13 protein-coding genes are annotated in these 17,353 nt (G+C 70.1%); 9 read left to right on the forward strand and 4 right to left on the reverse strand.

What is annotated here, in order from left to right; translation table 11 throughout:
* Window positions 1-92: 92 nt before the first annotated feature.
* Together ACQBJO_RS06200 and ACQBJO_RS06205 are read left to right on the forward strand one after the other, a co-directional pair.
* The gene (locus tag ACQBJO_RS06200; protein ID WP_421006778.1) at window positions 93-1,256 is read left to right on the forward strand and encodes a DUF1611 domain-containing protein; all 1,164 of its coding nucleotides are present in this window, start codon (window positions 93-95) and stop codon (window positions 1,254-1,256) included.
* Window positions 1,256-2,899: an ABC transporter transmembrane domain-containing protein gene (locus ACQBJO_RS06205; protein ID WP_421006777.1), complete on the forward strand. Its 1,644-nt coding sequence runs from the start codon at window positions 1,256-1,258 to the stop codon at window positions 2,897-2,899. The genes ACQBJO_RS06200 and ACQBJO_RS06205 overlap by 1 nt, the downstream gene beginning before the upstream one ends.
* On the opposite strand, the gene ACQBJO_RS06210 is transcribed toward ACQBJO_RS06205, so the two are convergent.
* A complete protein-coding gene (locus ACQBJO_RS06210) occupies window positions 2,829-3,743 on the reverse strand; it encodes a LysR family transcriptional regulator (protein WP_255185884.1) in 915 nt (304 codons plus the stop codon). The two genes, ACQBJO_RS06205 and ACQBJO_RS06210, sit on opposite strands and share 71 nt — an antisense overlap.
* Window positions 3,744-3,784: 41 nt before the next feature.
* On the opposite strand from ACQBJO_RS06210, the gene ACQBJO_RS06215 reads away from it, so the two are divergent.
* The gene (locus ACQBJO_RS06215; protein ID WP_421006776.1) at window positions 3,785-4,645 is read left to right on the forward strand and encodes an NAD-dependent protein deacetylase; all 861 of its coding nucleotides are present in this window, start codon (window positions 3,785-3,787) and stop codon (window positions 4,643-4,645) included.
* On the opposite strand, the gene lexA is transcribed toward ACQBJO_RS06215, so the two are convergent.
* Complete coding sequence (gene lexA, locus ACQBJO_RS06220) at window positions 4,620-5,369, reverse strand: transcriptional repressor LexA (RefSeq protein ID WP_421006775.1); 750 nt, start codon at window positions 5,367-5,369, stop codon at window positions 4,620-4,622. The genes ACQBJO_RS06215 and lexA overlap by 26 nt on opposite strands.
* Before the next feature lie 204 nt (window positions 5,370-5,573).
* On the opposite strand from lexA, the gene ACQBJO_RS06225 reads away from it, so the two are divergent.
* From ACQBJO_RS06225 to ACQBJO_RS06235, 3 genes are all read left to right on the forward strand, one after another.
* Entirely contained in the window at window positions 5,574-5,960 is a 387-nt protein-coding gene (locus ACQBJO_RS06225) for a LysM peptidoglycan-binding domain-containing protein (protein ID WP_421006774.1), read from the forward strand.
* Window positions 5,961-6,244: 284 nt separating this feature from the next.
* A complete protein-coding gene (gene nrdR / locus ACQBJO_RS06230) occupies window positions 6,245-6,703 on the forward strand; it encodes a transcriptional regulator NrdR (protein WP_255185888.1) in 459 nt (152 codons plus the stop codon).
* 115 nt (window positions 6,704-6,818) lie between these two features.
* Complete coding sequence (locus ACQBJO_RS06235) at window positions 6,819-9,734, forward strand: vitamin B12-dependent ribonucleotide reductase (RefSeq protein WP_421006773.1); 2,916 nt, start codon at window positions 6,819-6,821, stop codon at window positions 9,732-9,734.
* A gap of 74 nt (window positions 9,735-9,808) precedes the next feature.
* On the opposite strand, the gene ACQBJO_RS06240 is transcribed toward ACQBJO_RS06235, so the two are convergent.
* A complete protein-coding gene (locus ACQBJO_RS06240) occupies window positions 9,809-12,922 on the reverse strand; it encodes a DUF3427 domain-containing protein (RefSeq protein ID WP_421006772.1) in 3,114 nt (1,037 codons plus the stop codon).
* Between the two features lie 38 nt (window positions 12,923-12,960).
* The gene (locus ACQBJO_RS06245) at window positions 12,961-13,365 is read right to left on the reverse strand and encodes a (deoxy)nucleoside triphosphate pyrophosphohydrolase (protein ID WP_421006771.1); all 405 of its coding nucleotides are present in this window, start codon (window positions 13,363-13,365) and stop codon (window positions 12,961-12,963) included.
* 144 nt (window positions 13,366-13,509) lie between these two features.
* Between ACQBJO_RS06245 and ACQBJO_RS06250 the strand changes: the two genes are divergently transcribed.
* From ACQBJO_RS06250 to ACQBJO_RS06260, 3 genes are read left to right on the forward strand one after another with little or no spacing between them, the layout of a single operon-like run.
* On the forward strand, window positions 13,510-15,159 hold the full coding sequence (locus ACQBJO_RS06250) for an HNH endonuclease signature motif containing protein (RefSeq protein WP_421006770.1): 1,650 nt from the start codon (window positions 13,510-13,512) through the stop codon (window positions 15,157-15,159).
* Between the two features lie 31 nt (window positions 15,160-15,190).
* The gene (locus ACQBJO_RS06255; RefSeq protein ID WP_421006769.1) at window positions 15,191-16,840 is read left to right on the forward strand and encodes a nuclease-related domain-containing DEAD/DEAH box helicase; all 1,650 of its coding nucleotides are present in this window, start codon (window positions 15,191-15,193) and stop codon (window positions 16,838-16,840) included.
* Between the two features lie 27 nt (window positions 16,841-16,867).
* Window positions 16,868-17,344: a hypothetical protein gene (locus ACQBJO_RS06260; RefSeq protein ID WP_421006768.1), complete on the forward strand. Its 477-nt coding sequence runs from the start codon at window positions 16,868-16,870 to the stop codon at window positions 17,342-17,344.
* Window positions 17,345-17,353: the final 9 nt, after the last annotated feature.

A 17,353-nucleotide genomic window follows, 5' to 3' on the forward strand; every position in this document is an offset into this window, starting at 1 on the left:
CGGATCTCATGCCCGCTTCACCCCGGTGCGGTGATCTGTCTCTTGTGAGCGCAGGACCCTGCGAGCACCGGACACGAGCACAGGAGCCGATCATGACGACGACCACCGACCGCACCGGCGAGGCCACGACGCTCGTCCTCGACCCGACCCCCGCGATGGCCCCCGGCCACCACACCGAGGCGCTGGACCCGCTGCGGCTGCGCCGGGTGCTCAAGGCCTACACCACCCGCTTCGTCGCCGCGGCCGTCGACGCCGCCCCCGACGGCTACCACCTCGAGTACGGCGCGGACGTCGTCCCGCGTGCCGGTGACGTCGTCCTCGCGCGGGTCGTCGAGATCGGCAAGCACACCCGTCTCGAGAGCCCCGTCTCCCGTCGCCAGATGCTCTTCCCCGGCCGCGAGGTCCTCGTCGCCTACGGCGACCGCTACGCGCCCGACCAGTTCCTCGCGCACGTGCCCGACTCGCTCGCCCCGGCCGACCTCGTCGCCGGCGGTGGCCTCGCCTCGCAGGTGCTCGAGCAGCACGCGAGCATCGACACGGCCACCCGCCTGGAGCCGCTCGGCCTGCTCGCCGACGCCAAGGGGCGGGTCACCCTCGACCGCTTCGCGCCGCTCGGGTCGGGCACGAGCGCCGCCGCGCCCGCCGGGGCCCGGCCGCCGGTCGTCGTCGTCCTCGGGTCGTCGATGAACTCCGGCAAGTCCACGGTGCTCGGCTCGATCGTCAACGGTCTCGTGGGCGCGGGCCTGCAGGTCGCCGCCGGCAAGTCCACCGGCACCGGGGCGGGCAACGACCCCCACCAGTTCCGCGACGCGGGTGCCTCGACGGTCCTCGACTTCACCGACTTCGGCCACGCGACGACCTACCGCCTGGGGCACGAGCGCATCCGCGAGATCTTCGTCCGGATGGTCGACGAGCTCGTGGCCACCGGCCCGGATGCCGTCGTCATCGAGGTCGCCGACGGGGTCTACCAGGAGGAGACCCGCTGGCTGCTGCAGGACGGCGCCTTCCACGACCGCGTCGACCGGGTCGTCTTCGCCGCGCAGGACGCCCTCGGAGCGGTGGCCGGTCTGCAGGTGCTCGACGGTGCCGGGCTGACCACGGCGGCCGTCTCGGGTGTGGTCACCTCCTCGCCGCTCGCCGCGCGCGAGGCGGGGGCGACCCTGCCCGTGCCGATCATCGGCACCTTCGACCTGCGCGAGCCGGCGACGGCGCTCGGGCTGCTGCCGGTCGAGGCGGCCGGGGCGCTGGCGTCCTGATGCCTCCGCTCCTGCGTGGCCCGCGACGGCTGCTCATGGCCCTGCTCGTCGCGACGTCGATCGCCCACACGGCGTGCGCGATCGGCGCCGGCCTGCTCGTGGGCGTGCTGCTGCGCGACGCGGGCCGGCCGGCCCGCGAGGTCGGTGTCGACGTCGCCGTGCTGCTCGGCGCCCTCGTCGGCCTCGGGGCCACGAAGTACGTCGAGCGGGTGGTGGCGGAGCGCCTCGGCCAGGACTACGTGCAGCAGATCCGCAGGGGTCTTGTCGAGCACGCGATGACCTCGGCGAGCGCTCCCTCGCTCGGCATCACCATCGCCCGCTCGACGAACGACCTCGCCAGCGTGCGCAACTGGGTCTCGCTCGGCATCGCCCCGCTCGTGGCCCTCGTGCCGCTCGTCGTGGGGTCGGTGGCCGCCCTCGCCGTCATCGCCTGGCCGCTCGCTTTCGCCCTCGCCGCGCCTCTCGGGCTGCTCGGCCTCGCGCTCGCCCGCGTCTCCGGGCCGGCCTTCGAGCGGGCACGGGACCTGCGTCGCCGCCGCGGGGCCCTCGCCGCCCGGGTCGCCGACACGGTCAGTGCCGCCCCGGGCATCGCGGCGGCCGGCGGGGTGGACCGCGAGCTGCGGGCCATCGACCGCTCCGGCTCCCGCGTCGTCGACGCCGCGGTGCACCGCTCCCGCACGGCCGGCCTGCTGCGGGCCTGCGCCGTCGTCGCGCCGGTGGCGGGGTCGGCCGGCGCTGCCGCGCTCGGGGCCCTCGGCATCGTGCCCGTCGCCACCGTCGCCGTCGCGCTGACGATCATCGGCATCGTCACCGGCCCCGTCGGCGACGCGGGCCGGATCGTGGAGTACCGGCAGAACCACCGTGCCGCCCGCCGGATCATCGCGCTTCTGCTCGCCGAGTCGGCTGCCGACGTCCCCGGGCCGGCACGGCCGGCGCCCGTCGTCGACCCCGGGGTCTCGTCGGGTGGTCGCGTCGTCGTGCGCGGGCTGCGGGTCGACGGTCGCGAGCTGCCCGGCCTCGTCGCCGAGCCGGGGGAGCGCATCCTCGTGCGAGGGGCCTCGCCGGGCCACGCCCGGGAGGTGCTCGCCGCCCTCGCCGTGCCCGGTCGCTCGGGCGAGGGCAGCCTGTGCGTCGACGGCAAGGACCTCGCCGTCACCGGGCCGAAGACCCGTCGGCGGAGGGTCGGCCATGCTGCGGCCGGGGCCAGGCTCGAGCGTGGCCCGATCTCCCGGGCGGTGCGCTACCGCCGACCCGACCTCCCGGCTGAGGAGGGCACTGCGGCCTTGGCGGCGGTCGGTCTCGCGGACCGGGTGGCCGCCCTCCCCGAAGGGGAGAGGACCTCCCTTCGTCGTGGTGGGGAGCCGCTCACCCGGCACGAGCGGGCCCGGCTGCACCTGGCGCGCGCCATGCTCGGCGAACCGGCGCTGCTCCTGCTGGAGCACGTCGACGACGACCTGGGCACGCAGGGGAGAGCGCTGCTGCGCCGGCTGCTCGAGGACTACCCGGGCGTGGTGATCGTGGCCTCGGACCGGCCGCAGGAGATCCTCGCGCAGTGGCGCGACTGGACGGTGCCTATGCCGGCAGCGACGTCTCTGCCGCCGCGGTCAGCGCCTCGAGCGTCGTCGCCACTGCCGGCACCTTGAGCAGGTCCTCCGTCGTCACGACGTGGATCCGGCGCCGGGTCTGCGGGTCGAGGGGGCGGATGACGACGTCGTCGTTGGACGTCGCCGCCCGGATGAGGTCGGGGATCAGGGCGACGCCCAGACCGGCGGCGACGAAGCCCTGAACGGCGACGTAGTCCTCGGTCTCGAAGGCGACCTTGGGCGCGAAGCCGGCGTCGTGGGCGATCTTGAGCAGGTGTCCGCGGCAGCGGGCGCAGCCGGCGATCCACTCGTCGTCGGTGAGGTCGGTCATCGAGACGACCTCGTGGTCGGCGAGCGGGTGGTGACGCGGCAAGGCCACGCGCACCTCCTCGTCGAGCAGCGGGTGCACGACGAAGCCCTCGAGGTCCTCGCCCCGGGCCAGCTCGCTGCCGTCGTAGGAGAAGGCGACGGCGAGGTCGACCTCGCCGGCCCGCAGGGCCGCGAGCGACTCCGGCGGCTCGGCCTCGGTGAACTGCACGGACAGGTCGGGGTGCTCGGCGCGGACCGCCGCCAGGGCGCGGGGGACGAGCGTCACCGACGACGACGGGAAGGCCATGAGCCGCACCCGACCCGAGCGCAGCCCGGCGATCGCGGCGACCTCCTCCTCGGCGGCGTCGAGAGCGGCGAGCACGGGGGTGGCGTGGCGGGCGAGGACGGCGCCGGCCTCGGTGAGCCGCACGGAGCGACCGACCTTTTCGACGAGGACGGTGCCGGTGCGCTGCTCGAGGCGCTTGACCATCTGGGAGACCGCGGGCTGCGAGTAGCCGAGCGCGAGGGCAGCGGCGGTGAAGCTGCCCTCATCGGCGATGGCCCGCATCACGCGCAGCCCAGCGGCGTCGATCATGGGGCCCATCGTAGGTCGTCGCGCCGACCTAGGATCGAGGCATGCCAGACGACGTCGATCGGGTCGAGCAGATCGCGAGGGTGCTGCGCCACGGGCCGGCCCTCGTGCTCACCGGGGCCGGCATGTCGACCGAGAGCGGGATCCCCGACTACCGGGGCCCGGACGGGACGCGGCGAGTGACCCCGATGCACCTGTCGGAGTTCGTCGGGAGCAGCTCGGCGCGACAGCGCTACTGGGCGCGCAGCTTCGTCGGGTGGCGGCGGTTCCACGCGGCGCGGCCCAATGCCGCGCACCACCTCGTGACCCGGCTGCAGGAGCTCGGGGCCGTGGGTCCGGTCATCACGCAGAACGTCGACGGCCTGCACCAGGCCGCCGGGACCCACGATGTCGTCGAGCTGCACGGCAACCTCGTCGAGGTCGTCTGCCTCGCGTGCGGGGCGCGCATCGACCGGCCCACGCTCGATGCGCGGATGGCGGCGCAGAACCCGGGCTTCGACGTCGACAGCGACGAGATCCGGCCGGACGGCGACGTGCGGCTCGAGACCGTCGACGTCGAGCGCTTCGTCGCACCGGAGTGCGAGCGGTGCGGGACCGACATGCTCAAGCCGGACGTCGTCTTCTTCGGCGGAGCGGTCGCCAAGCCGCTCGTGCAGCACTGCTTCGACCTCGTCGACGCGGCGCCGAGCCTGCTCGTGCTCGGCAGCTCGCTGCAGGTGATGTCGGGGCTGCGCTTCGTGCGGCACGCCGCGAAGCGCGGGATCCCGGTCTCGCTCATCACCCGCGGTCCCACCCGCGGCGACGACCTCGTCGACCACCGCGTCGACGGGGAGCTGGGGGACTCCCTTCGCTCCCTCGTCGACCTCGTGGAGGTGGGCGTCAGAGACGCCGCAGCACCGCGGTGACCTTGCCGAGGATCGTCGCGTGGTCGCCGTCGATGGGGTCGAAGGCGGGGTTGTGGGGGAGCAGCCACACGTGGCCGTCCGTGCGCTTGAAGGTCTTGACCGTCGCCTCGTTGTCGAGCATCGCCGCGACGATGTCGCCGTTGTCCGCGCTCGGCTGCTGCCGCACGACGACCCAGTCGCCGTCGCAGATCGCGGCGTCGATCATCGAGTCACCGACGACCTTGAGCAGGAAGAGCGAGCCCTCGCCGACGATCTGCTTCGGCAGCGGGAAGACGTCGTCGACGACCTCCTCGGCGGTGATCGGGACGCCGGCGGCGATCTGACCCAGGACGGGCACGTAACTCGCCTCGGGGCGCTCGTCGCCGGAGCCGGTCGGGTCGACGGCCTCGTCGTCGGCACTGGCGCCACCGCGCATGCCGGCCATGTCAGCGACCGACCCGGGGTCGGTCGGGGAGGGCTGGTCGTCGGGGGAGATGACCTCGATCGCGCGGGGGCGGTTGGGGTCGCGACGCAGGTAGCCCTTGCGCTCCAGGGAGGAGAGCTGGTGGGCGACCGAACTGGGGGAGGTGAGGCCCACGAGCTCGCCGATCTCGCGCAGGCTCGGCGGGTAGCCGCGGGTGGCGACGGCATTGCGGATCACCTCGAGCACCTTGCGCTGGCGCACGGTCAGCCCGTCGCCGGTGTCCCGCTGCGGGAGCTGGTGGATGTTGTCCTCGTCGCCCATCTCGACCCCTTCGTGCGTCCGCCGCGACACCGTTGTCGGTGGTCGCTGGTCAACTTCTCGCTGTGACCGACAGTAGGCCGATCGAACAGGCATTTCAAACATCTGTTCGAGCGTGTTGTTGATTTCCTTCGAACACCCGTGCTAGACATCGTACAGACGTTCTATCGAACACCGGTTCGACAGAGCCGCCACGAGGAGGACCGCATGACCGCTCTCACCGCCGCCCCCGCCCGCATCGACGTGCGCCCGGCGCGCCCCGCGCGCTCGCGTCACCTCGTCTCCGTGCCCACCGGTGATGCCGTCCCGGAGCGGGCGACGACCTCCCTTCGTCTGACCCGTCGCGGGCGCCTGGCGATCACCGTGACCACCGTGCTCGTCGCGAGCGTCGCCGGCGCCACGGTCGCCTTCGGCGGTCCGGCGACCACCCCGCAGCAGGTGGCCGTCGAGCCGGGGCAGACCCTCGGGCAGATCGCCGAGGCCGAGCTCCCCCAGCTGCCCACCCGCGAGGCGGTCGCCCGCCTCCAGGTGACCAACGACCTGTCGACGAGCCACGTCCACGCGGGCCAGGTGCTCACCATCCCCGCGCCGTGAGGCGCCCCTGACACCCGGGCCCTTCGACCCGGCCCGGGCCAGCCATCGGCCGTCTCCGCAGCATGCGGGGGCGGCCGATGTGCCGTTCGTCGACAGTTCACGTGGGGGACTTGCGTGGAGGCTCACAGAGGGTTCTAATGGTCACTACATCTAGTGGTTACACGGTTGTCATTCGTCCACATCTAGTGCACAGGATGAGGCCAGTTCTCCACAGGTGATGGGGTTCCATCCCCAGACTCGTCCACCGCACCGTCCACAGGACGCACGAGCGAAGGGAGCACGGCGTGCACTGCCCGTTCTGCCGTCACACCGACTCCCGGGTCATCGACAGCCGCACGACGGAGGACGGCAGCGCCATCCGGCGCCGCCGTCAGTGCCCCGAGTGCAGCCGGCGCTTCACCACCCTGGAGAGCGCCAGCCTGACCGTCACCAAGCGCTCGGGTGCGGCCGAGCCCTTCAGCCGGGCCAAGGTGCTCGCCGGTGTCCGCAAGGCCTGCCAGGGCCGCCCGGTCACCGAGGACCAGCTCGCCATCCTCGCCCAGCGCGTGGAGGAGAGCATCCGCTCGCAGGGCAGCGCCGAGATCGACGCCCACGAGGTGGGCATGGCGATCCTGCCGCCGCTGCGCGAGCTCGACGAGGTCGCGTACCTGCGCTTCGCGTCGGTCTACCAGTCCTTCGACTCGCTCGAGGACTTCGAGACCGCCATCGAGCGCCTGCGTGCCGAGCACGCGACCGCCACCTAGAGACCCCCCGGGTGCCGCCAGCGAGTGGGCTGTCGGTACCCGGTGACACCGTTTGACACAGCACTCCACACCGACCAGCAGCAGACCGTCACCACACGGATCGAGGAGAAGCAGCATGACCGAGACCGCCGGCAAGTCCAGCGCCCGTCGCGGGTCCCGCACCAAGGGCCTGACGATCGAGCGCATCCACACGACCGAGGGCGTCCACCCCTACGACGAGGTCACCTGGGAGAAGCGTGACGTCGTCCAGCAGAACTGGAAGACCGGCGCGACGATCTTCGAGCAGCGTGGGGTCGAGTTCCCCGACTTCTGGTCGGTCAACGCCTCGACCATCGTCACGACGAAGTACTTCCGGGGTGCGGTCGGCTCGCCGGAGCGCGAGGCGGGCCTCAAGCAGCTCATCGACCGGGTCGTGCTCACCTACGTCAAGGCGGGCAAGGAGCACGGCTACTTCGCGACGGACACCGACGCGGAGATCTTCGAGCACGAGCTGACCTACGCGCTGCTGCACCAGATCTTCAGCTTCAACTCGCCCGTGTGGTTCAACGTCGGCACCGCGAGCCCGCAGCAGGTCAGCGCCTGCTTCATCCTCTCGGTCGACGACTCGATGGACTCGATCCTCAACTGGTACAAGGAGGAGGGCTTCATCTTCAAGGGCGGCTCCGGCGCCGGCCTCAACCTCTCCCGCATCCGCTCCTCCAAGGAGCTGCTCTCCTCCGGTGGCACCGCCTCCGGTCCGGTGTCCTTCATGCGCGGTGCCGACGCCTCCGCGGGCACCATCAAGTCCGGTGGCGCGACCCGCCGCGCGGCCAAGATGGTCGTCCTGGACGTCGACCACCCGGACATCGAGGAGTTCGTCGAGACGAAGGCGCGCGAGGAGGACAAGATCCGCGCCCTGCGCGACGCCGGCTTCGACATGGACCTCGGTGGCGCCGACATCACCTCGGTGCAGTACCAGAACGCGAACAACTCGGTGCGCGTCACCGACGAGTTCATGCGCGCCGTCGAGGAGGGCACCGACTTCGGCCTGACCTCCCGCATGGACGGCTCGGTCATCGAGTCCGTCGACGCCCGCGAGCTGATGAGCAAGATCGCCAAGGCCGCGTGGGAGTGCGCCGACCCGGGCATCCAGTACGACGGCACGATCAACGACTGGCACACCAACCCGGAGACCGGTCGGATCACCGCGTCCAACCCGTGCAGCGAGTACATGTCGCTCGACAACTCCTCGTGCAACCTCGCCTCGCTCAACCTGCTGAAGTTCCTCAAGGACGACGACACCTTCGACGCCGAGCGCTTCCAGAAGGTCGCCGAGCTGGTCATCACCGCGATGGACATCTCGATCTGCTTCGCGGACTTCCCGACCGAGTCGATCGGCGCGACGACGCGTGACTACCGCCAGCTGGGCATCGGCTACGCCAACCTCGGCGCGCTGCTCATGGCGACCGGCCACGGCTACGACTCCGACGGTGGCCGTGCGCTCGCCGCCGCGATCACCTCGCTGCTCACCGGTGCGTCCTACAAGCGCTCCGCGGAGATCGCCGGGATCGTCGGCCCGTACAACGGCTACGCCCGCAACGCCGACGCCCACAAGCGCGTCATGCGCAAGCACCAGGCGGCCAACGACCAGATCCGCACCATGCACACCATGGACAAGGACATCCACGCCTACGCCACGAAGGCCTGGGACGCGGTCGTCAAGACGGGTGAGAAGAACGGCTACCGCAACGCCCAGGCGTCGGTGCTCGCCCCGACCGGGACCATCGGCTTCATGATGGACTGCGACACCACCGGCATCGAGCCCGACTTCTCGCTCGTGAAGTTCAAGAAGCTCGTCGGCGGCGGCTCGATGCAGATCGTCAACCTGACGATCCCGCGTGCGCTCAAGAAGCTCGGCTACACCGAGGAGACCATCGAGGCGATCGTCGAGTACATCGCCGACAAGGGTCACGTCATCGACGCCCCGGGCCTCAAGCCCGAGCACTACGAGGTCTTCGACACCGCCATGGGTGCGCGGGCGATCGCGCCGATGGGCCACGTGCGCATGATGGCCGCGGTTCAGCCCTTCCTCTCCGGTGCCATCTCCAAGACGGTCAACCTGCCGGAGTCGGCCACGGTCGAGGAGATCGAGGACGTCTACATGCAGGGCTGGAAGCTCGGCCTGAAGGCGCTCGCGGTCTACCGCGACAACTGCAAGGTCGGGCAGCCGCTCTCCGACGGCGGGTCCACCGCCAAGGAGGCCAAGGCCGGTGCCTCGGCCGCTGCGGCCGAGCCGGAGAAGGTCGTCGAGTACCGCCCGCTGCGTCGTCGCCTGCCGAAGCGTCGCACCTCGCAGACCACGAGCTTCGCCGTGGGGGGCGCCGAGGGCTACCTCACCGCCGGCACCTACGACGACGGCGAGCTCGGCGAGATCTTCCTGAAGTTCGGCAAGCAGGGCTCGACCCTCGCCGGGCTGATGGACGCCTTCTCCATCGCGATCTCGATCGCGCTGCAGCACGGTGTGCCGCTGGAGACCTACGTCGAGAAGTTCACCAACCTGCGCTTCGAGCCGGCCGGCATGACGGACGACCCGGACGTGCGGATGGCGCAGTCGATCATGGACTACGTCTTCCGTCGCCTGGCGCTGGACTACCTGGACTTCGACACCCGGTCCTTCATGGGCATCCACACCGCCGAGGAGCGGGCCCGCCAGCTCGAGACCGGCTCGTACGCCCCGGAGTCCTCGGACGACGACGGCGACTACGACGAGTCCTTCAGCCAGTCGGCTGCCACCTCGGAGGTCAAGGAGACCAAGGAGGCTTCGACCGCCACGGTCGCCACCTCCGAGGAGGAGTCCACCGACCAGACCGGCTCCGGTGCCGCCTCCGTCCGCGAGGTCGACGCCACGGTCCACTCCTCGGCCGAGCTGCTCGAGAAGTTCCAGGGCAAGACCGCCGACGCCCCGATGTGCATGACCTGCGGCACCAAGATGCGTCCCGCCGGCTCCTGCTACGTCTGCGAGGGCTGCGGCTCCACCAGCGGCTGCAGCTGATTCGCTGACGAGCTGACGAAGGGGGTCAACCGGCTAGTCCGGTTGACCCCCTTCGGCGTACCCCGCAGTGCGACCTATGAAGCAGCAGCCGCGGCCGTCAGGTAGATGCTCTGCGGCAGCGGAGTGTGGAGCCTCCACGTAAAGGCGATCGGGCGTTCACCGCGGTGACTCTCGTAGGTGGCTGGTCCGAGGAAGATGTAGGGGACACCTGATCCGAACTCGTTGAGCTTCGTCGCCCGGGCGAAGAGGAGAACGTGACTGCCGCGCTCAGCGTGGTGGATGTATCGCTGCCCGGTCCGCGATGCGATGGCCGTGCTGGATTGGGACTCCCAGTGAAACCTCTCGGGGCTGATGGCGTAGTCGCGGTACATCGTCGTGGGGGAGTAGTCGGCCTCGGACTTCTTCAACGTCACGAAGAATGCGTCAGTGGCGATCTCGGGGGAGTAGAGGACACCCTCCCTGAAGCTATTAGGGGCGCGCCCCTCGAGCGAGGCGTAGTGCAGCGCGCTGACGGCTTCTTCACGGGTGTAACGAGCGTGCACGCGCAGTGGGAGATGACCCAACTCGCCCACGAGTGGGTGTGTGACGTGCTGTGCCTGCGCCAGTCCGAGGGAGATGACCTGCCGGAGATCATCGCGGACGTTGGTCTCTGCGCGCAGTGATCGCAAGCCCTCCTCGTAGGTCGCGAAGTCGCCCCCGGAAGGCCACAGGGAGAAGAAGAGCATTCGAGCAAACTCCCGGGCACGGGGGGACAACTCGTCGTACGGCGTAGCGTCGTCATCGAGCAAAGACAGGTAGGCGTGTGCCCGTTCGGGGTCGTCGATATGTGCGAAGGCGCGGGCACGCTTGAGGAGCGCAATTTCGCTCTGACCCTGCGGGGGGCATTCGATGCCCGCCTCACGTCGCAATCGTGTCCACGAGCGATCCGACTTGAGGATCTCCGAGAGCTCAACATCGGCTTGATCCAAGAACTGAGCCAAGTCGTTGGTCGGATGGGCCCTGAGCTCACGCACGAGGGCTGGGCGAGTGGTGATCAGCTGGCTCTTGACGTTGTCAAGGATGATGGTTTGAGCCTGCTCATCGAGGATGATCTGGCATCCCGAGGGGAGGAAGGGGAAGCCCTTGGCGATCTGGTCCTGCAGGGCCTTGCGTGTGCTCCCGGTCAAGGCGCGGAAGCGATCCGCGAACCTGAACTGCTTGTTTTGATGACCCACGAAGTCCAGGGCGGTGAGGACAGCCTTGCCGTTGGCGCGCCGAAGACCACGGCCGAGCTGCTGGAGGAAGATCGTCGACGACTCGGTGGGGCGGAGGAAGAGCACCGTATCGATCGTCGGCAGGTCTACACCCTCGTTGAACATGTCCACGGTAAAGATGGCTGCGATCCGACCGTCACGCAGGTCGGTGAGGGTCTGCGCCCGGTCAGGGCTCTCGGGGCCACTGGTCACGGCGGCGGCAGGCACTCCCGCATCGCTGAAGACCCGGGCCATGTACTGGGCGTGCGCGATCGAGACGCAAAAGCCCAGCGCACGCATGGATCGCGGATTGGCGATCTTGTCACCGACGGCCTTCAGGATGAGTGCGGCCCGCGCGTCGTTACCCGTGTACATGTCGTTCAGGGCGTCGGTGTCGTACCCGCCCCGCTTCCAGGTCAGTCCCGACAGGTCGGTGCCGTCGGCGACGGCGAAGTAGTGAAACGGGGAGAGGAGGTCAGACCCCAGGGCGTCCCACAGCCGCAGTTCAGCGGCAGTCCTTCCGTCGAAGAACGTGGCGGCGACGTCCGTTCCATCCGAACGCTCAGGCGTCGCGGTGAGTCCCAAGAGTTCCTGCGGAGTTAAGTGTGCCAAGACATCTCGGTAGGTCCGCGCCTGCGCGTGGTGAAACTCGTCAATGACGACGATGTCGAAGTGGTCGGCCGGGATATTGGTGACCCCATAAGAGGTCAGCGATTGCACGGACGCAAAGACGTGGTCCCATCGTTCGGGCCGAGCGCCGCCGACATAGAGCTCCCCGAAGTCCTGTCGGCGGAGAACCTCGCGGTAGGTGCGCTGACTCTGGGTCAGGATCTCCTGGCGGTGGGCAACGAAGAGCAACCGGGGGAGTCGACCGAGTCGTTCGCAGATCCGGCGGTAGTCAAGCGCGGCTAGTACGGTCTTGCCGGTTCCTGTCGCTGCAACGACGAGGTTTTGGTGCCGGTCGTGGACCAGCCGCTCAACATCAAGGGATTCGAGCATCTCTGCCTGGTACGGGTACGGCTGTACATCCAGGCTGGCAATGCCCAGTTGAGTGGGTGCCTCTTGGCGTCGACCCGAGGCCTCTGCCAGTGCGTCGTCGAGCCGGTCCCTGTCCTTCCGGGGGTCGTATGCCTCGAACGTCGGGTCGTTCCAGTACGTCTCGAAGGTGGCTGAGAACTTGTTCATGAGCGCCGGCGTGGCTACGGCGGACAGACGTACATTCCATTCGACGCCGTCGAGGAGGGCGGCGCGAGAAAGGTTGGACGAGCCGACGTAGGCGGTATCGAAACCTGTCTCGCGCCTGAAGAGCCACGCTTTGGCATGAAGCCGGGTGCGGAGGGCGTCGTACTGGATCCTCACGTCCGCCCCGAACTCCGTGACCAGTCGATCCAGCGCTTGCCGTTCGGTCGCACCCATGTACGTCGTGGTGATCACGCGCAGGGCGATACCTCGGGCCATCAGCCTGCGTAACTGCGGTTCAAGCAGTCGTAGCCCGTGCCACTTGACGAAGGCGATCAGCAGATCGACTGAATCAGCCGTCTCGAGCTCCGCTCGCAGCTCGGATCCAAGGTTCGGCTCGCCAGCCGTGTTCGTGAGCAATGCGGCTTCGGACAGCGGGGTGGCAGGCCTTTCGGGGAGGACGTAGTCCACGCCCGGACCTGGCGGACGGTGCAAGAAGAGGAGTTGACTGCTGCGCCCGAGAACCTCGTCTGAGGTGTCACCAATCTCCGACAACAGGTGGTTGACGAGCGCGAGGCGGCGATCCTGGTCTTTCTCCGCGGTCAGGGCCCGCTGAAGCGACGCGGCGACGTGACGCGCGAGAACGTGAGGCTGATCGCCGTCGTCGACGCTGTTCAGAATGTGCCGAACATCGGTGCGCTGGTCGAGCAGCTCTTGCAGGCGGCGCGTCAGCAACGACTCGTAGAGGCCCTCGGGAAGTGCGTCTCCATCGCTCACGAATGGGAGCTTGCCAGCCCCGAGCGACGACGAGGGAACTAGCGCGTACCCGGTGTCGCTGCGGACGCAATCATTTCGACGGCTGGGATGTCAGCGGGCGCCCACGGGAGTTGCGGCAACTCATCGGGTCGCAGCCATGCCAGGTCTGAGTGCACGGTCAGCCCTGGCTGACCCGCTGTGAGCGTGCACCAATAGGTCGTGAGGACGACTGTGGCGAACGGGTAGACGTGGCGAGTTGCGATGACGCTCTCGCCGACGGAGACCCGGCAGCCGAGCTCCTCACGAATCTCGCGACGAAGGGCGTCCGGTGGTGATTCGCCCCGTTCGACCTTGCCCCCGGGGAACTCCCAGAGGCCCGCGAGCCGACCTCCTGGGCCTCGCTGAGTGCAGAGGATCAGTCCGTCCTGGAGGATGACCGCTCCAACGACCTCGATGGCGCTCACTCAGGCCCCCTGAGTTGGACTCGACACGGACGGTCGCGAGCTTAGAAGGCTGGGCGGTCCTGATGCAGTTCATCGAGGTGATTGACCAGCGAGACTCGACTCGTTCCGGGAAGCGCTGTCGGTGGTCGCTGCAAGCATGGACACATGTTCGAAGACGAGCTGGCCATGGTGGAGGAGTCCTTCAGGGGACTGGGGCGGGTCCGCGAGGGGGTGGGCGAGCAAGCCGCGCGGGCTGACGAGGCGTCGCTGGGCGAGATGCTCCAGGCAACCGAGCGCCTCAGACGTGCGGCAGACGCACTGGAGCTGACCGTGATCGGGCACGCCGCTCGGTGGGGCGAGGAGGTCGGTGACGACCACGTCTACCGGCCCGTGCACCTGCCCGCCGGGCAGGTGGCCGAGTTCGCGGTCGAGGCTGTGGGCCTGGCCGTCGACGCCGGGCCGCCCGAGGCAGGGCGTCGCTGCGACCTCGCCGCCCGGGCGATCACGGACCTGAGCCGACTGGCCGACCTCGTCGCCGCCGGGCGGATGCGCGAGCGGTCGCTCGAGGTCGTCGCCAAGGAGACGAAGGACGCCAGCCCAGAAGCCGTGGCGGAGATCGTTGCCTACCTGCTGCTCTCCCTTCGCGGGCAGCCCGGGACGGTGCGGGCCGGTGATCTCGACGAGCGTGAGCTGCGCAGGGCGATCCGGCGGATGCTCGCCCGCGTCGAGCCGGAGGTGCTCGAGCGCAAGGCGCGACGCAACCGGCGGGAGCAGCTGCATGTCGGCTTCGCCGCCGGCCCCGTCGGCTGCAGCAACATGTACGCGACCCTGCCCACGGAGGTGGCGCTGGCGATCCAGGCGGCGATCGACGCCGCCGCCAAGATCTGCCGCGAGGACGACCCCGGCCTCACCGCCGGTGCCGCGCGGGCGCAGGGCCTGGCCGACCTCGTGCTCCGGGGCGTCGAGGTCCGGGCCGAGGTCCGGCTCGGCCTGCCCGTGATCACGTCCGCCGCCTCGCGCCTGTCCTTTGCCCCCTCCACAGGGGGCGAAGGGGGCGGGGACAAGGACCTCGCCGAAGCTCTCCACGGGCCGACCGCGGTGGGTGGTCGCTTCGTGACGGGCGAGGGCGCTGATGCCGTGGACGTGCTGCCCGAGGAGTGGGCCGGCGATGCCATCACCTCCCAGGTGCCGACCACGCTGGGGCCGGGCGGACCGGCCTCGTGGGTCAGCGGCTGCGACGTTCCCGGCGTCGGATTCGTCCCCGCGGACGTCGTCGCCGCACTGACGACGAACCTCGACACGAAGATCTCCCGAGCCCTGATCGACGCCCGGACAGGCGTGCTCATGGAGACCTCCAACCCGCGCTACGTGGTCACCGACTCGATGCGCGACTTCGTCGCCGCCCGCGACGAGACCTGCCGCATGTGGGGCTGCAACCGCCGGATCGTCACGGGCTGCTCCCAGCACGACGCCGACCTCGACCACGCCGTGCCCTACCCCGAGGGCCCGTCCTGCCCGACCAACCTCTCCGGCCTGTGCCGCCACCACCACCGGCTCAAGCACTCGCCCCGCTGGACCCACACCCTCCACGAGGACGGCCGCACCGAGTGGGTCAGCCCGACGGGTGCGGCGGCGAGCACGCATCCCGGCCGCTGGGTGCACTCCCTCGAGGAGGGGCAGATCCCGGTGCCGGAGGAGGACCGGGACCGCCAACCCACCTACGTGCTCGACGAGGACGAGGAGCTCGCCCGCTGCCACACCGGCTACGCCAAGTTCGTGGGGGAGGCAGTCGGCGGGGCACTTGCCCCCTTCTGAGGGGGCAAACGGTGGCCGCTACCTTGTGGCCATGCCGCGACTGATCCCGCAGGACCCGCAGCTGACGACCACGTCGGAACGCAAGGTGTGGGAGCGGCTGCGTGACTCCCTTCGCCCGCAGGACACGATCATCGCCAGCCTCCGGCTGACCGACCAGGCCAAGGACCACGAGCTCGACCTCGTCGTCGTCATGCCCGACGTCGGGATCGTCGTCGTGGAGGTCAAGGGATCGGGGCTGGCCGTGCACGACGGGGCCTGGACCATGCGGCAGGGCAATCGGGTGAGGCCGACGGACCCGGTCCGGCAGGCGCGGGAGTCGCGCTACGCCCTGCGGGCCTACGTCGAGGCCGATCCGCGGTGGCGCGACAGCAGCCGGCGGCGGGTGCGATTCGCCCACGCCGTGGTCACCCCCTTCACCGTGCTGGGGCCGGACTTCTCGTTGCCGGACTGCCCGCGCTGGCTCGTCCACGACCGCGACGACCAGGCCGACCTCGCCCAGCGCCTAGCCGACATCCCGCTGCGCCAGGAGACCGCCCAGCTCGTGCCCGATCTTGACGACTGCGAGCTCATCGTCGACATCCTCACCGGCCGCGGCACCCACGTGGGCACGGCACTCGTCGCCGACGCCGACGAGCGCGAAGCCCGCGCCGACCGGCTCACCCAGGAGCAGAGCCAGATCCTCGGGGTGACCCGGCTGCTGCGGCGCATCGAAGTCCGCGGTGGTGCCGGCAGCGGCAAGACCGTGCTCGCCCTCACCCAGGCCCAGCAGCTGAGCGCCGGCCGCGACGGACGCCGCCCCGAGCGGGTCGCCCTGCTGTGCTACTCCATCGGCCTGGCCACCTACTTCTCCCGGGTCGTCGCGACCTGGCCGCACCGGCAGCGGCCGGCCTTCGTCGGGACCTTCGAGGACCTGGCGAACCAGTGGGGCGTGCCCTCCGGCTCGCGCGACGACCCCGACTACTGGGAGGAGGTCATGCCGCGCCTCATGGCCGAGCGGGCCGCCGAGCTGCCGCCGGGGGAGCGCTTCGACTCCTTCGTCGTCGACGAGGCGCAGGACTTCGCCGAGTCGTGGTGGCACCCGCTCGTCGGCGCGCTCACCGACGAGGTCGAGGGCGGCCTCTTCATCTACTCCGACGAGAACCAGCGGATCTTCCACCGCTTCGGTCGCCCGCCCGTGCCCCTCGTCCCGCTCGTGCTTGACCACAACCTGCGCAACACCAAGCAGATCGCCGAGGTCTTCCGTCCGCTCGCCCCGCTGCGGATGCGCCTCGAGGGCGGCGACGGGCCCGAGGTCGCCTTCGTGAGCGCCGCTCCCGGCGACGCCCTCGAGACCGCCGACGACCAGATCGACCTCCTGCTCGACGAGGGCTGGAGCCCCGGTCACGTCGCGCTGCTCACCACCGGCAAGCGCCACCCCGTCCAGGTCGAGCGGCAGGAGGAGCTCGGGCAGAGCGGCTACTGGCGCACCTTCTGGGAGGACGACGACGTCTTCTACGGCCACGTCCTCGGGGCGAAGGGGATGGAACGTCGCGTCGTCGTGCTGAGCATCAACGAGGACGGGACGAGGGAGAGGTTCCGCGAGCGCCTCTACGTCGGCCTGTCCCGGGCGACCGATCGTCTCGTCGTCGTCGGCGACCCGCAGGCGCTCGCCCGTGCCGGGGTCAGGGTGCCGCAGGGTTAGAGTGCCTCGAGCAGATCAGGGGGACAGATGAACGAGCACGCACCCGGGTGGTACGAGCACGACGGCGAGCGCCGTTACTGGGACGGCACCCAGTGGACGCACGCCACGACGACGCCTCCGGCGGGCTTCCCGCCGCCGGCACCAGCGCCCGCGCCGGCCTACCCGCAGCCGGCCTACGCAGCGCCGCCGCCACCGCAGCAGCTCGTTCCCTACGGGGTGACGGGCGCCCCCTTCGCCCCGCCGGTGCCGCGCAAGGACCCGGCCATCGCGCTGCTCGTCTCCTTCCTCGTGCCGGGTGTCGGCTCGATGATGAACGGCGACGTCGGCCCGGGCATCGGCTTCCTCATGCTCTACATCTTCAGCATCGTCTTCTTCGTCTGCTTCGGCTGGGCGCTCATCGGCTTCCTCGGCCTGCCCCTGATGCTCCTCGCCTGGGGCTGGGGCATGTGGCACGCCTACCAGGGCGCCGTCGAGGCCAACCGGCGGGCGGGCTACGCGGGCTGAGTCCCATGG

It is taken from the genome of Janibacter zhangyanbonis (genome assembly GCF_050507325.1).
In the GTDB taxonomy this organism is placed as follows: domain Bacteria; phylum Actinomycetota; class Actinomycetes; order Actinomycetales; family Dermatophilaceae; genus Janibacter.

Coding starts and splice junctions, on each gene's coding strand:
- ACQBJO_RS06200 (WP_421006778.1), top strand. CDS start 93: ATGACGACGACCACCGACCGCACCGGCGAGGCCACGACGCTCGTCCTC.
- ACQBJO_RS06205 (WP_421006777.1), top strand. CDS start 1,256: ATGCCTCCGCTCCTGCGTGGCCCGCGACGGCTGCTCATGGCCCTGCTC.
- ACQBJO_RS06210 (WP_255185884.1), bottom strand. CDS start 3,743: ATGATCGACGCCGCTGGGCTGCGCGTGATGCGGGCCATCGCCGATGAG.
- ACQBJO_RS06215 (WP_421006776.1), top strand. CDS start 3,785: ATGCCAGACGACGTCGATCGGGTCGAGCAGATCGCGAGGGTGCTGCGC.
- lexA (WP_421006775.1), bottom strand. CDS start 5,369: ATGGGCGACGAGGACAACATCCACCAGCTCCCGCAGCGGGACACCGGC.
- ACQBJO_RS06225 (WP_421006774.1), top strand. CDS start 5,574: ATGACCGCTCTCACCGCCGCCCCCGCCCGCATCGACGTGCGCCCGGCG.
- ACQBJO_RS06235 (WP_421006773.1), top strand. CDS start 6,819: ATGACCGAGACCGCCGGCAAGTCCAGCGCCCGTCGCGGGTCCCGCACC.
- ACQBJO_RS06250 (WP_421006770.1), top strand. CDS start 13,510: ATGTTCGAAGACGAGCTGGCCATGGTGGAGGAGTCCTTCAGGGGACTG.
- ACQBJO_RS06255 (WP_421006769.1), top strand. CDS start 15,191: ATGCCGCGACTGATCCCGCAGGACCCGCAGCTGACGACCACGTCGGAA.
- ACQBJO_RS06260 (WP_421006768.1), top strand. CDS start 16,868: ATGAACGAGCACGCACCCGGGTGGTACGAGCACGACGGCGAGCGCCGT.